13 protein-coding genes are annotated in these 14,769 nt (G+C 41.9%); 8 read left to right on the top strand and 5 right to left on the bottom strand.

Annotated elements, in window-relative coordinates; genetic code table 11:
• Window position 1: 1 nt before the first annotated feature.
• The 3 genes from vsple_RS04740 to vsple_RS04730 form a co-directional block, all read right to left on the bottom strand.
• Window positions 2-1,213, bottom strand: a complete 1,212-nt coding sequence (locus tag vsple_RS04740) for a TniQ family protein (RefSeq protein WP_261882806.1) — start codon at window positions 1,211-1,213, stop codon at window positions 2-4.
• A 351-nt stretch (window positions 1,214-1,564) separates the two neighbouring features.
• Window positions 1,565-2,080: a DUF3299 domain-containing protein gene (locus vsple_RS04735; RefSeq protein ID WP_261881586.1), complete on the bottom strand. Its 516-nt coding sequence runs from the start codon at window positions 2,078-2,080 to the stop codon at window positions 1,565-1,567.
• 116 nt (window positions 2,081-2,196) lie between these two features.
• Complete coding sequence (locus tag vsple_RS04730) at window positions 2,197-3,018, bottom strand: DUF4437 domain-containing protein (protein WP_261881585.1); 822 nt, start codon at window positions 3,016-3,018, stop codon at window positions 2,197-2,199.
• A gap of 144 nt (window positions 3,019-3,162) precedes the next feature.
• On the opposite strand from vsple_RS04730, the gene vsple_RS04725 reads away from it, so the two are divergent.
• A complete protein-coding gene (locus vsple_RS04725) occupies window positions 3,163-4,116 on the top strand; it encodes a LysR family transcriptional regulator (protein ID WP_261881584.1) in 954 nt (317 codons plus the stop codon).
• A gap of 561 nt (window positions 4,117-4,677) precedes the next feature.
• Here vsple_RS04725 and vsple_RS04720 read toward each other — a convergent pair.
• Entirely contained in the window at window positions 4,678-5,337 is a 660-nt protein-coding gene (locus vsple_RS04720; RefSeq protein ID WP_261882805.1) for a DASH complex subunit DAD2, read from the bottom strand.
• A gap of 273 nt (window positions 5,338-5,610) precedes the next feature.
• Here vsple_RS04720 and vsple_RS04715 point away from each other — a divergent pair, with 273 nt between their 5' ends.
• From vsple_RS04715 to vsple_RS04700, 4 genes are all read left to right on the top strand, one after another.
• Complete coding sequence (locus vsple_RS04715) at window positions 5,611-6,627, top strand: DNA-processing protein DprA (RefSeq protein WP_261882804.1); 1,017 nt, start codon at window positions 5,611-5,613, stop codon at window positions 6,625-6,627.
• A 10-nt stretch (window positions 6,628-6,637) separates the two neighbouring features.
• Window positions 6,638-7,885 carry an HAD family hydrolase gene (locus vsple_RS04710; protein WP_261882803.1) on the top strand — a complete coding sequence of 416 codons (1,248 nt, stop codon included), beginning with the start codon at window positions 6,638-6,640 and terminating at the stop codon, window positions 7,883-7,885.
• Window positions 7,886-8,262: 377 nt separating this feature from the next.
• Window positions 8,263-8,409: a hypothetical protein gene (locus vsple_RS04705; protein ID WP_261882802.1), complete on the top strand. Its 147-nt coding sequence runs from the start codon at window positions 8,263-8,265 to the stop codon at window positions 8,407-8,409.
• Window positions 8,410-9,390: 981 nt separating this feature from the next.
• Window positions 9,391-10,218 (top strand): MBL fold metallo-hydrolase, encoded by an 828-nt coding sequence (locus vsple_RS04700; RefSeq protein WP_261882801.1) that lies wholly within the window; start codon window positions 9,391-9,393, stop codon window positions 10,216-10,218.
• Between the two features lie 125 nt (window positions 10,219-10,343).
• Here vsple_RS04700 and vsple_RS04695 read toward each other — a convergent pair whose 3' ends face one another.
• Entirely contained in the window at window positions 10,344-11,243 is a 900-nt protein-coding gene (locus vsple_RS04695; protein ID WP_261882800.1) for a patatin-like phospholipase family protein, read from the bottom strand.
• Window positions 11,244-11,412: 169 nt separating this feature from the next.
• On the opposite strand from vsple_RS04695, the gene vsple_RS04690 reads away from it, so the two are divergent.
• The 3 genes from vsple_RS04690 (at window position 11,413) to vsple_RS04680 (ending at window position 14,145) form a co-directional block, all read left to right on the top strand.
• Complete coding sequence (locus tag vsple_RS04690; RefSeq protein ID WP_261882799.1) at window positions 11,413-12,303, top strand: AraC family transcriptional regulator; 891 nt, start codon at window positions 11,413-11,415, stop codon at window positions 12,301-12,303.
• A gap of 137 nt (window positions 12,304-12,440) precedes the next feature.
• Window positions 12,441-13,139, top strand: a complete 699-nt coding sequence (locus vsple_RS04685) for a fibrobacter succinogenes major paralogous domain-containing protein (protein ID WP_261882798.1) — start codon at window positions 12,441-12,443, stop codon at window positions 13,137-13,139.
• A gap of 76 nt (window positions 13,140-13,215) precedes the next feature.
• Complete coding sequence (locus vsple_RS04680; protein ID WP_261882797.1) at window positions 13,216-14,145, top strand: SDR family NAD(P)-dependent oxidoreductase; 930 nt, start codon at window positions 13,216-13,218, stop codon at window positions 14,143-14,145.
• The last annotated feature ends 624 nt before the right edge of the window (window positions 14,146-14,769 follow it).

Raw genomic sequence — 14,769 nt, 5'->3', positions numbered from 1 at the left:
ATTACCACTCAGGCAGATATACACTTAAACCATCACTTTCAGAGCTCATTCGAGTCAGCTTTGTTTCGATGACACTTCTTAAAGTAAACGCCGATTCATGACTCGCTATCTTTGTATGCATTCGCGGCCTAATAGCGGCTTTGATCTCACCAAACTCATACAGTCGATACACTTCATCCGTTGTGCAAGAGAGCAATGTAGAAGCTTCTAGAGGGCTGAGCAGTACATCACCGATATTTCCTTTCGCGCTTGAAGGTACTGTTGCCATCAGCTGTGTAAAGTAAGCTAACACCAGTGCAAGCACGATATTGTGACTCAACTGCCGACTGGGTAACTGACGACAATCTTTAAGCAGAGCATCAAAGGCCTCATTGAAAAACATCTTCTTCCAGTCTTTTACTCGAACAAGTTCTGCCTTATCTCTAAAGGCATCGAGGTCTTGCCACAATGACGTTGGCCAAGCGCCACAATATTCAATGAATGATTCGAAACTGAGGTCATCGATATCACCATAGCGATTTACATACCACAGTAAAAAACCATAGCGCTCAGAGAGGGTCATTTCTGCCTTCAGCAATCCCAAGGGTTTTGAATCATTTCCTGACAACCATCGGGCAACCAAGGTCTCAGCCTCTGGAGCATCTTCGACTGGCGAGTTTCGGAGTTCGAAACCACATTCACATTGGCTAATACTCTCGGTACTTTGGTATTCAAGCCTCGACTTACACTCAGGACAGTGATGAATCAGCTTACAGCCATGATGTTCACAAGCTTGGTGAGAGATAAATTGCCACTGCTGGCGAATGTAGGGAGCTTCGTCAATACACAGAGAGCATATAGGCGTGAAGCGTTTGCGAAGAAAAGCATAAGGGTAGTCAACGCCAAATCTATGAACAGCTTTGTATTGCGGAGAAAATTGGGCTTTTGAATGCGATAACGCTAGGCGTAGTACACCAAAGTTATTGAGCTTTACTTGGTTCTCAAGGTGGATAAGAACCCGCACCCGCATTTGGCTTGTGGTTTGAGCGTGGTAGATATTAACTAGGTTGAGATCTAAGGGGAAAGCACCAGCAATCGCCTCATGCTGATCCATGGTGTCGAACCAGATATCTTCGGCGAAATGAGAAAATCGCTCGTAACCTTGCTCTTGCGATAAGCGCAACAAGAAGCTTTCGAGCGATTCGTTAGGGTAAAGTTGAATGTCCGTTTTCACATGCCACCACTAAAACTTAGAATTTCTAAGTTTTAGTATCGGAGATATTTCATGCATTGCAACCATAGAGGCCAACATATTTTGAAAAAATGCCTATGAACTCATTCAAAATACGACAGAATCGCTTGGTTATCACAACTATGATGCGAAAGAGCTAAGAAAATTCTGCCCCATTCCAATTCGAGATGCATGTCTGTCACACTTCAAGGCTAGCCATTTGGCCTACATTTTCTAACCAGTGCAGTGTTTAGTGAAGTGCGGGCTAACCAAATGGATCTTTCCTTAATTGTTCACTACCAGATCATTGGTTTGGGTCACCCGCAGCCCTGTAGAGTCTCTAGTTTTACTAGATCACGCTTTGTTATATATCTCTAAGCTCGCACCTTCAATGGAATAGCCTGACTCGACCCCTATGTCATCAGAAATTACTGTTTCTGTTTTCAAGGTTCCTGTGATGTAAACGATATCCCAAAGGTCTTTAGTTGGAGTTCCTTCTTCAAACTTGACGTAAATAATCTGGTTTGGAGGTGGTGGTGGAACGTGAATACACGCACCATAAAAGGGAACCAAAAGAAACTCAGAGATTGACTCTGAGTCCCCTTCTAATGGAATCACGAAACCCGGTATTTTGACGTTGCTGCCATTCAGTTCTGGACGAACACTTCCCACTAGAGCCTGCTGAGCAACATTCGCACTATGGTCAAGGGCAGCGAGGGTTTCATCGCTGACGCGTGCACGTTCGCTTTCTGGGATCAGATCAAGCCACTCAATTTCTACCGTATTTTCATCGCGCACTTGGTTTGCTGCAAAAGAGGCAGAGCTGAATGTCACCATGATTAAAGAAGCGATGAATAATATGTGTTTCATATATTAACCTTTGTATTGTACATAACCCTTGTGCTGCACAGATTTGCGCGTCGATGGAAATTGCCACCGGTTTAAGGGGGATTAAGCCGATGGCGAGGGACAAAGCGAGCTAGGGCTTATTTCACTTGGTACTTGCTGTTAGTACGGATGTAGATTGTTGCCTCAGAGTCCCCCGTGTTGGTGATGTTATGAGAGAACTTGCCCTCAGATTCCACGTAGCTTCCCGGGTTTAAAGTAAGATTGCTGCTTTGTTCTTTTGAGTTGTACTCAATCGAGCCTGCAATAACAACGGCGCGGAACTCACTTGAGTCTGTAGTGATTTTGCCTTCAAAACCGGCAGGCAGTTTAATCATTGAGCCACCCATATCAGAGGTACTACCCCAAACGTATGTGGATTGAACACCTTCTGCACTGATGTCGTGAAGATCGCTGCTGTTTAGCCACACAATGTTGTCTTTATGCAGGTTCAGAGGGCGTTCGCCATTATCGAATTTTTCCGCAGACGGTTTAACTAGATATGGCCCCGCATCAATCTCAAGATAGATTAGGTTAGTTTCGCCGTTCGCTGCCGTTGTGTGGTCTTCACCTGCTGGCTGCGTCCAGAATGAACCGGGTGGCATCCACATTTTTTCTGATGTTGGGTCGTCGTTATGCATCTGACCTTCAATCACGATACCGCGATACGTGATGTTATGAATGTGCGGTGGTGATTCAAAGCCTTTCTTAAAGCGTACTAACATACCTGTTGCGGTATCGGTTGTACGGTCACCCCAAAGGTCGGCTGCTCCTGGGCTAAGTACGCCGCGCAGCGGGTTCAGATAACCCCACTCAATGTCGTTTGCAGCGACAACTTTTGAAGCACCTTCATCGGCAAAAGAAGGAGTAGTAAGTAGAGCTGTCGCAAGTGCTAATGTCGATGCTTTAATTAGTGATTTCATAGAAATGTCTCTGCTGTGTTTGCTTGAGATGAATAATATTCAAAGTTATTCATTCGATAAACGTACTAATCTTTAATAAACTTTCCTTAAATCGTGGATAATAAAGATTGAACCATTGCGAGTGGGTGATGAAGAAGGATGGTTATGAAAATTTCTGATTTACAGGTATTGCTGAAAGTTGCCGAGCTTCAATCTATTACAGCAGCGGCGAATCAACTGGATATTAGCTCGTCTGCGGCAAGCGTGTCATTAAAACGAATAGAGCAAGTATTAGGCGCCGAATTATTTGTTCGAACGACCCGAAAGATGCGCATAACTCCAGAAGGTGAACGCTACTTGCCTTTGTGCCAACAAGCATTGGATTTATTGCAACAAGGACAGGTGTTGGTCAAGGAAGAGCAGCAATCCATCAGTGGGGAAGTTCGTATCGCGGTGTCTTCTGAGATGGGGCGCAACCTGATGCGCGTTTTGCTAAATGGTGTGATGGATAAACATCCATACGTATCTCTGAGGCTTCACGTAAGTGATAGCCGAATCGATTTTTACCGAGATGGAGTTGATGTAGCGTTGCGAGCAATGACCAAAGGGGCGGCGCAGGAATCCAACTTGTATGGATTTAAGATCTGCAATATCCCGCACGTTTTATGTGCTTCTCCTGATTATATTGAAAATCATGGTCGACCTATGGTTCCTGGCGATTTGTATCAACACAATGCCCTACTCTACAAGCTCTATGAGGTCTTACACGACGGTTGGGAGCTTTATCACGATGATCAAAAATACAGAATCAAAATGAACAGCGATAGAGCGGTGAATGATGGTGATATCGTGCGTAGGTGGTGCATTGATGGAGCAGGGATAGCGAAGAAATCAGTTATTGATGTTGGAAAGGACCTACTCGCGGGCCGATTAGAAAGGATATTGGCCGATTGTGAGATACCACTGACCGAAATGTGGCTCGTCTTGCCAAGTCGTCAGCTAATCTCTCCAGCGATTCGATTGATACGTGATGAACTCAAAGCCAAGATTCATCAACTTCGTCATGAATTGCTTGCAAAAGGGTTGATAGAAACACATGAATGGCCGCTGGATAACTAGCCGTGATCGCTAATAATGGTTCTGGGGACAAGTTAAACTAACGTTTGCCATACTTCAGTTAATTCGTCTTTCCCTAATTTAGCAAAAGTGCTAACTCAGAAATGTCCAAAGACGCGCTGACGCCGATCTCTGCAAGCACGTCTTTGCCCCTTTGTGAGTTTGATCGGATTGCAGCGCTAACTTCACAAAAGGCTGTTTGACTTATTTTTTGTAATACTAGTCAGGTGTATACAAAAGTAATGTCGATTCACATCACATACACCTTTGAAAAAATCAGTTTCATCGAGCGTGACCGTTTTCATAGATTGCCATCAAACTTACAGGGGAGCCTTCATGCCCAAATATCAAATATTAATGAAAGACACAGCGGTCGAGGCCGTTGACTGTGCTGGCACCGATTTTTAATCACCGAATCTCTGGTTTTCTATAAAAACTACGTAATGATGGCTGAATTCCTCCTGACAAGGATGGGTCAAATGTCAAGAAGGTATCAACTTACGAAGAAATCGACTGGATAGCAGAGGCGAACAAACTAGACCCTAATTGGGAAAGTAATTAAACCTAGAAAGGAATGTCATTATCTCTTTCTACAACTCGTTCAAGTATCTCGATGACGTCATCACAGACTTCTTCACGTGTTCTCTTATCTTCATAGTCCGAGCCAGAGTTCATCTTAGGTTGCTCAAGAGAAACTAATGCTTCATTAATGGCCTGCAAAAGATCATCATTGTCCAACGCTAGAGCATTCCTGCTATTTTCCCTAGTTTGCAATTGTTCGATTAGTTCACCCATTTGTTTCTCTAGTTCATCAATCTGATTAAGCAAATCTTCTTTCTCCTGCTCCCAACCATCCATCTGTTTATCAAGCAACTTGCTCTGATACTCTTGAGTAGATAAAGCAGCATTCCTAGCAACTTTGATGTCATGATTCTTACGAGATTCACCAAGAGTCTTGAGGACTAACCAATCTAAACTAAGCTGTAAAGCAGGGATAAGAGTTATGTAACCAAGAGATACCAGAGCAGGTAGAACTAGACCAAACCACCAATCTATTTTTAGGTTCTTTGCTAAATCTACCTTGTTAGGTAAGGTTTCAAAGGTGAATTGAAGTACAACAGAGTTATTCACAACTATCCAAGAGAAGACAAACGTTGCTATTAGAGGGGTTTTTAGACGTTCAACTACCGTATTACTAATCGCTTTACCTACTTCCTTATGCACACTACTTTCCTAATTCAAATCAATAAGTAAGCACACAATAGCATACTAAACATCAAAACTCGTACACATAAGCACTAACATTGCTTTATCAAGTAAAAGACCTCTTTCACCTTTTATCTTTCAAACTGAGCACCACTCTTAACTGATACTTTTCTCTTTTTGAGGTTGCTTTTTCTCTCTTTTAATCACAACTATCCCCCTAAGATAATTACAGTTTTTATGGTTATGGTATACTGAATCACCAAAGAAGATTAACTTTAGAACACGTTTGCCATGACAGAAGAACACGAATACTGGAGAGCCGAAACTGTAGCGTTTTATGCGCTTCAGTCGCTTCACGGTGTAGGCTTCAGAACCCTTTACAAGATTGCTGCTCAAAAGATTACTTTTAGGGAGCTAATCAAATCTGAAGACCCTAAGCATTTTGGTAAAACCCTTCGAATCAAACTCCCTACATCTGTACTTGAATCAGAATCAAGTTGGGATGAGTTTAAGAAGGAGCTATGGTCTAAAGGCACTTCTATAGCCCGTAGTAACGCCAGCAAGGACATCAAGGTAGTGTTCTATGGTCAAGATGCTTTCCCCAAACAACTAAGAAGCATCAATGAGCCTCCAATGTGGCTATTTGTTCAAGGTGCTTTAGCCAACCTACACTCCAAATCTGTAGCTATTGTTGGCAGTCGTAAAGCGTCAGAAGACGGTTACTGGCTAACTAAGTTCATCGTTGCAGCAATGGCTAACAACCAACTTGTCTCTGTTAGTGGTCTTGCTGATGGTATTGACCAGAAAGCACACATTGAATCACTACGATTTAACGTCCCTACAGTAGCAGTCCTAGGTACAGGCATTGATAGCAACTACCCGAAAGGCTCTGAGATTGTCCGTGAACAAATCCTAGCTGCTGGTGGAACAATCGTGACTGAATACCTAATAGGTCAAAGCTACAGTGGTCACAACTTTGTTCAGAGAAACCGAATTCAAGCAGGGTTAGCTACGTGTGTAGTACCTGTAGAGTGGAAGATTAAAAGTGGTACAGCCCACACAGTGAACTTCAGCAAAGATTTTAATCGTTCATTGGTAATGCCCTACCTACCTAATGCAAACCCTGAGAGTGATGAGTTAAAAGCTATCACATCATACAAGCATGGTGCTGTGTTTAACGTACCAGCACAAACAGAAGAACTAATTAGCTTCTTGAAGAATCAACAAATACAAGAATCAGAACAACCAAATCAATCACCAGATTCAGATTCGAATGATGGTGAACGACAGTTTTCCCTAGGTTTATAAGGATGTCAGAATGGCAGCAAAGCAATTAAAAGGCGTGATACTAAGCGTTGAAGATACGTTGGTGAACATGGGTGATGTTAAACAAGATGTCTTCGAGGAAGTTGAGAAGCTAATGGCTTACTTCAAGAAGCGAGGGATTAAACCTGTACTTCTTGCCAATCAGCAACGTTGGCACGCTCAAGGAGGCGTTCGTCGAGACCTCTATGAAGTGCTAGAAGAACGCTTTGACGACCTTGCTGTATTCACTCGCCTACGTGACCCTAAAGTGCCCCCAAAGCCTCGTAAAGCTGCTACGGAATACGTCCTTAATGAAATGGGCTGGGAATCTAATGAGGTCGTGTACATAGGTAGTGACAAGGATGACATGATTACTGCCGTGAATGGTGGAATCCTATTCCTTCGTGCTACTTGGTACTCAGATAATACCGATTACGGCTTTGAATTTAGTGAACCAAAAGAGGTAGCTCGATTCATTGATACTCTTTGCTTGCGTGAACACTTCTGGAGTCACGAAATCGTAGATGGTGATTTTGAGTATTACGCCCTAGCTCCATTTAGCACAAGCCAATACAAACCAACCTTTGCAAAGTACTCACACAATGCACGTGCTGCTGCTAAGTTCGGTCAAGGTGATGTCGACTTCTGGTTAGGTGCTCTAGTTACCAGCATGTACTTTACAGGTATCCATAAACGTATCGACTTTGTATCCGCCTATCCCGGTCATGGTGAAGGTGTTGATAACGACAAGATGTGTGATGACTTAATGACTTTCGGTAAGTGCTTCAATAAAGGTTACCTTCATAACCTAGTGGAGCGTCACACAACCGCCACCAAATCACAAACAGCTCGTATCAACAAAATCCCTATTGACCATCACAACCAAATAAACACTATCAAACTGAATAGATTACCAACTAAGAACTACAATACCGTATACAAGAACCTACCTCTCAAGAAGGGTAAAACTGTCCTGCTGGTGGATGACATTTGTACTGCTGGATGGTCACTAGATGCAGGTCGCAAGTACATAGAAAGAACAGGCGCTAAAACAATCTTAGTGACATGGCTAAAGACCATTAATACTGACTATCGCTCTATTGGTGACATGGGCAACTTTAATCCATACACCGAGAATACATTCAATGGAGTGCCTTCAGGAAAGAGCTATGGGTATCATCAGTATCATGTTGATACAAATGCATCAGAAGAATTAGGTGACCAATTAGAACAATACTTAAACTGGGATTGGCCTGTATAACCACCAGATACTAAAAGGGAGGCTGTCGGAAGACAACTAGTTTGTCGATTCCAATAAAGTCTGATCATTTACAATAAAGATTGATCGTTTTTTGGCAGTATCTAGCAGGCGGGGGAAGGTAAGCTACAACATTTTGACCCAAAATGAGTTGGCGTATTTTTGATTCAGCTCGTATTATATTTTCTATGCATTCACAATTTATTCTTGAACATTCCTCAATTCGGATTCACCTCTCAAGTATGGCTGATAGTAGTAACTTGTTATGATGTGTCATAGAATTCATGTCAAAAACAAGCACCCTCTCAACCCAATATGCAACTATACTATTAAAGTAGGTTTCATTATTGTAATAATTGAAGAACAAGGGGACTAACTAGATGGGTTCAAACGTTGCAACAGTACTAGGAGCATTCCTAATCCTATCGATAAGTCTTGGTGGATACCTGACGATTAAATACTTACGTATGAGAGAGGAAGACTCTAAGAAAGAGCGTAAACAAAAGATGAAGTCGACATCGGACTGAGCAATATATCCATAACAGCATTAGGAATATTTCACTGTTAGTATACCTCCTTCCTTAAAATAGTAGGCATTATGAAAAGAAAGTTTCAGTTATGCATCTTTATAGCCTTGATACTACTTTGTACTAGTTCTTTTTATGGTGTGTCAGTCACAGCCACTGTTAAACGAGATAGTAATGATAATAAATGCCCACTGTATTCCCCTATACTTGTAACGGTTCAAAATAATACGATTTCGGCTATACGAGAAGTAACTTTCAGCCTTGAATTACATAAAACTGGTCGCCCTCAAAATCTCCTTACAGGAAGCTCAACTTATGTTTTTGACTTGCCAGTTAGCCCCTTTTCATCTGAAGTTAAATGTTTTACCGATAGCTATATAAAATCGTTCATTGAACCTCGTCCTTTAGATACTGCGTCAGTATCACACAGAGAGCTAATTTCGGCATTACGTGAATCGTTCAAGAACTCAAAAGAATTTGAGAGTAACCACAAAATTAACATATCGAATGTAAAAATATCTTCATTTAACTAAGCTACTGCTGCTAGGACAAACGATTATTTATAAGATACAAAGCAATTGTCTAATCTGATTTAAGTAGTATAGCGTAATCACGAGCACACGCTTCTTTCCATCACAGTCCCATACGCATTATCTAAAAAGAAAATGTCCAGAACCCTTACAGTTGGCATTTCGTAACACAGAAGTGCCCCAAAGTTTGTTTAGATATCCCCAAAATTTCATTAGATTAATTCAGTCAACATAGTCAATTCAAAAACTCTCATTTCTAAAAAGATTGGTTTCGCTATCCAACTGATGTAGTTCTATCAATAGGTCATAAAGTAAACAGAGTATCTTTTTCCTTGATTATGCAACAACTTGCTCTTAAGGTCGTAACTCCCTTTTGGACTAACTCAGCGCTCAATGAGTGTCTTGGTAAGTCAGAATCCAAACTAAGCAGTAAGTGTTTTCAGGTGATTTCGTGAAAAAAGTTATACTAGGTGCTCTTTTCAGTGCATCGGTCTTTGCTTCTTCAGGCAAAGATGTTCCAACGATGAATGATAAGAACGGTTATGTAGAACCGTTTCAGATGTTTGATAATGTTTACTATGTTGGGGACAAATGGGTTTCATCATATGCAGTTGTCACAGATGATGGACTCGTGATAATTGATACTCTCGATTTCCCTTATTCGAAATGGATTCCTATCAACCTTGAGAAACTAGGGTTAGATAAAGAACCAGTGACTCACCTATTGGTCACTCATGGCCACTCTGACCATGTTGGGGGCGCTCAGTTACTTCAAGAGACGTATGGTTCTAAAGTTGTTATGACTAAAAGCGCTCATGAACTATCGATACAACAATCCAACAAAAGCAAGGGTGAGAATAAATTCCTTCCTCCAACCTTGGACATAAGGATAAAAGGCGATACCTCTATGATTATTGGTGATCATGAGTTTAAGTTCTATCTCACACCGGGTCACACCGAAGGTGATTTTTCCCTAGATTTTACGGTAAAGGATAAAGATAATGAACATCGTGCTTTTATCGTTGGTGGCCATAGCGTAAGTGGCAACGACCCAAAAATGATTGACCAGTTCTTGAGTAGTATGGAAAAAATTAGAAAGATTTCACTCCAATCGCCTGTTGTGAGCGTTAACCTTTCGAACCATCCACATAAAAATTACCTATTTGAGAATAGGGAGAAGCTAGGTGCAAATGAGAATCCATTTATTAGTGAGGCAAACTTCTTCATGTTCCTTAAGCAACAAGAGAACTTAGCTAAGAATAAAATAAAAGACCTGTAATAGTTCTGCAGATAACGTGTAGTCTTCTCTACTGGGTTAAAAGTTTAGCGATACCGAAGACAATTCGGTAAATGCTAAATTGGCAAAACCACTGACAAGTTTCTGCCCCAATACGTGCCAGAAAGCTAGTGGATGAGCATTGTTTTGATATCAGGCATCACCTCTTTTGCCGCAAGGTATCCCGCTTCAATCGCTCGCTCTTTTTCATCAAATGCACCGCTACTGATTGGCTCAAACTTTGGTGCAATGATGATGTCTGCACTATTTAGCTCTTGCTGAGATAACCGACAGCTCTGCATGCGAAAAGTAGAAAGGGTGATCTTGCTTGCCAATACGTCAGGAGTCGGTTGATTGTGGCAATATATATCGACTGCAATGATCTTTTGTGCGCCTAACTCTCTTGCTGTATAAACAGGTATCACGCTCAGAACACCACCATCAACGAGAATATCTCCTTGGTTCTCTACCGGTACAAATGCCCCAGGGATTGTTGAAGAGGTTTGCACTGCATGACCGGGATTTCCAGATCGAATCATTACGATTTCTTGCGTTGTGAGATTGGTAGCAGTAACGGCGACTGGTATTGGCATATCAGTTAAGTCATCATAGTAAACATGGCTATTTATCCATTCAGAGAGTTTTTTTCCATTAACCAACCCTCTTGAAGACACCACGAAATCGGCCAGATCTAATATACCAATCTCTTCAATTGTCGTTTCCATCTCCTCAAAGGTCATACCCGATGCATAGAGGACCGCCGCTATTGAACCTGCGGATGTGCCGCTCACCACTTCAGGTTTTATTCCCTCTTCTTCGAGCGCTTTAAGAACCCCAAGATGCATAAACCCCCGAACACCACCACCGCCAAAAGCAATGCCTAACTCATGTTTATCAAGTACGGGAGTCGTCACTGCGTTAAGGTCTTCGTAAACATTGGGAGAAGAGCAGGCTACTAAACTGGCTGTTATGACGGAAAGCATTAGGCTCTTTAGCATCAATTTTTGCCTAAATCGTTGAATCGTCATTGTATGAACCTCTGTCATCTTGTTGAGCTAGTTACTCCTATTTGCAAGCAGCTATCGGAGCGAGTATCGTCAATAATAGCTAACTATATCTCTCAAATGGTTTGCTTAAATAGGTCAAATACTCTTTAAGACATGCCTATTTGTATCACTATGGCTACTGAGGAACAAAATGAAACAGAGGATTAAACAAATAGTAGAAAGCCGTATAGCTGAAGACGGTATGGTCGAAACGGGCATCAAAGGTGTTAGTTTGTTCCGAGTGACACACTCGATACCTTGTGCACCTGCGGTATATGAACCGACGGTGATTGTCATTTTGAGTGGTAAGAAAGAAGCGATTCTCGACGGCAATCATTACATATATGACAACAGTCAATATATGTGCTGTACAGTCTCTCTACCCGTCGAAGCGGGGACACCTGAAGCCTCTCCAGAAGAGCCTCTGCTAGGCGTCTATATTTCTCTAGATACCAAGGTTATGACTGAACTGGTGATTGAAATGGAGAGTGCCGCCAGTACGATAAAACGACCAAAAGGTAGTTCGCAACCACCGGGCATGTCACTGGCTAACTGGGATGATACTTTTTCTGATGCGCTACTTAGGTTACTTCAACTTGACGAAAGTAGTATCGATATCGCTATCTTGGGTGAAGGCCGTCTGCGCGAATTTTACTACGCAGTGCTGAAAGGCGATGCTGGTGTTTCTGCTAGAAGAGCTTTTGGAATTGGAAACGAAATCGCGAAGTCGATCGAGTACCTATCACTTAACCTTAGTAAGAACGTTACTATTGATGAACTCGCTTCTATCGTTTGTATGAGTCGTGCAGTTTTCCATCGTAAATTCAAACAAGCAACTTGTATGTCCCCTATCCAATTTATGAAGTCGATGCGCTTAAACAAAGCCGCTATGAAGATAGCAGCAGGAATGAACGTTAACGAGGCTGCGATGTCGGTAGGTTATGTGAGTTCTTCTCAATTTAGTCGTGAGTTTAAACGAATGTATGGTCAATCACCTAAACAGTGGAGTCGAGAAAAAGACATGCTTGAGAATATTGCTTAGTTAACCAACCATACAACGATATAACTAAAACACACACAAATGATACAAATAGGCACTTTTTAGAGACTATTTTGCCTAGTTTAGCTATAGGGTGATAGGTATAGTAATTGCACAGCATCAATGAAAGGTGACTTGTCGTGAACAAAATTATTCTATCTATAGGAGTCAGTATGGTTCTTGTTGCTACCACCTCTGCGAATGATATCAATGACGATCTTTATCAGCTAGAAGATACTGTTGAGGACATGGAAGGTAATGTCTATCGAACTGTAACCATCGGTGAGCAGGTTTGGTTAGCTGAAGGGTTGAGAAGTACCAAGTTCCAAGATGGTTCTGCTGTCAGCTCTGGCGTCATTCCAAAAGATGATAAAGCGAACTTGTTAAAATATGGTCGACTGTACAACTGGCATGACGTCGCTGATGAAAGAAACTTATGCCCAGAGGGCTGGAGAGTCGCGACAGATGAGGACTGGAAGACGCTTGAGCGGAGCATTGGTATGCATGAAGACGAAATTCATCAAGAGGGCTGGCGAGGCAGTGACCAACAGATTGGTTTACAACTAAAAGAGGCACAAGCTGATGGACCATTTCAAAAAGTGGATCAGTCTTTAGTCAACAAACAGAATTTCTTTGCAAGACCTGCAGGCGTAAAGTGGAACGGTTTTTACATCACAGAGGGCGCTTATACCGAATTTTGGACGGCAGATAGTGCATCTGACACGAAAGCTATTATTCGAACACTGGCTTACTCTTGGTGGAATGCGCACAAAGGCGAAATTCGTCGTGCTACCAGCTCAAAGGATTATATGTTCAGTGTTCGCTGCGTGAAAATTTAAATTTTGTCCAGCAACTTTCTTAATTATATCAATAGTTCTTCCATTACAGTTCTTCTACTCCTACTAGGTATTCGATATGACTTATTCTTCAATTTTAATTACCGGCGCAAACTCTGGACTTGGGTTTGAGGCTGCTAAACAGTTTGCCCAAAAAGACGGTATTTCGAAAATTATTTTGGCATGCCGAAGTGAAGATCGAGCGGAAAGGGCGCTTCTGAGGTTGGAAGAGCTCACAGGCAAGAATATTTTTGAAACATTGATTGTAGATGTAAGTAGTTTAGAGTCCTGTCGAAAAGCGGCTGATAATCTTGATACTAAAGTCGATGGCATTATATTGAATGCGGGTGGTGCAGGCGGTTCAGAGCCTACAAAGCTCACAAAAGATGGTGTCATTTTTACCTTCGCAGTTAATGTGTTAGGAAATATCCATTTAGCTGAACATTTAATGAACAATGGGAAGTTAAACGCTAGTGGGTCGGTCGTGTATGTTGCCAGCTTTGCAGCAAGAGGAGCGCCCGAAATTGGCGCAGCGAAACCACCGATTACAGAAGGCTCAATAGAAGAGTGGATATCAGTTATAAATGGAGAGAAATTTGCCAAAAACAAGGCGTATACTGACCACTATGGTTCCGTAAAACTGATGGGCGCCCTATGGACAATGAGTATGGCACGCAAACATACAAACTTTAGGTTCGTCACTGTTGATCCAGGAATGGCAGCGGGTACGTCAGGGGCAGATGCTTTTCCTTGGTATCAAAAGTGGGCAACCAATGCCATAATGCGAGTTATGCAGTTCCTGAGGAGAGCACATTCTGTTGAAGTGGGTGCTAAACGTTATGTCGACGTGATGCTAAATACAGAAGATTTTGAGACTGGTATTTGGTGGGGCAGTGAAAAAGGACTAACAGGAAATTTAGCCGACCAAGTAACACACTGGCCAGAGATTATTGGCAAGGAGTCAGTCCAAGACAATGCAAATACCGTTATTCATAAGTTTATAAAGTAGAAGAAATGACAGGTAAAAATTAGCAACACTTCTTCTTTTTTCCGACGATTAACTGAAGGGAGTCAAGTTTTGCTTAAGCCTGTTCGGCTTTTTGCAACTTGAAAATCTATTCTTCATTTTCTTTGAAGGAATTAAAGTTGGGATATGAATATGGAGAGTAAGAAAACATGAGTGAAGAAACCATTTAGATTGGAAGATATCTGGCGAATTAGAACACGACTCGAGCTGAGTGATAATTTAGTTAATGCCGCTTAAATAGAAAAACCAACCTGCGACACAGAAACTACCAAGGGCCAGGAATCATTTTTTCTAGCCCGTCCCTTTCGGTAGAATCCTAAGTTGAGCCCCTTTTCTTATCCAAAACACCCCCCATTGTCCCCAGCGGTTTTAGGTGAGCACAACGCTCTTCTAAGAAGCTTCTGCCCCATTATTGGTTAGACCTTTTACTCATTCATATCCTGTTCATAGCGTTTTGAAATACTAAAAGTTATCGATTCTTCCCGTGTTGTTGGCTGTTAATCCCCGAGGTGTAATACGGGGTGAAAGTCTAATCTAACTAAAAGAAACGTTTACAAATGAGAGTCTTAGTGCATAATCTACTGAACTGTAATAACTTGGCAAGCA

Source organism: Vibrio pelagius (genome assembly GCF_024347575.1).
Classification (GTDB): domain Bacteria; phylum Pseudomonadota; class Gammaproteobacteria; order Enterobacterales; family Vibrionaceae; genus Vibrio; species Vibrio pelagius.
The sequence above is the reverse complement of the archived record's forward strand: the minus strand, read 5'-3'. Positions and strand labels throughout refer to the sequence as shown.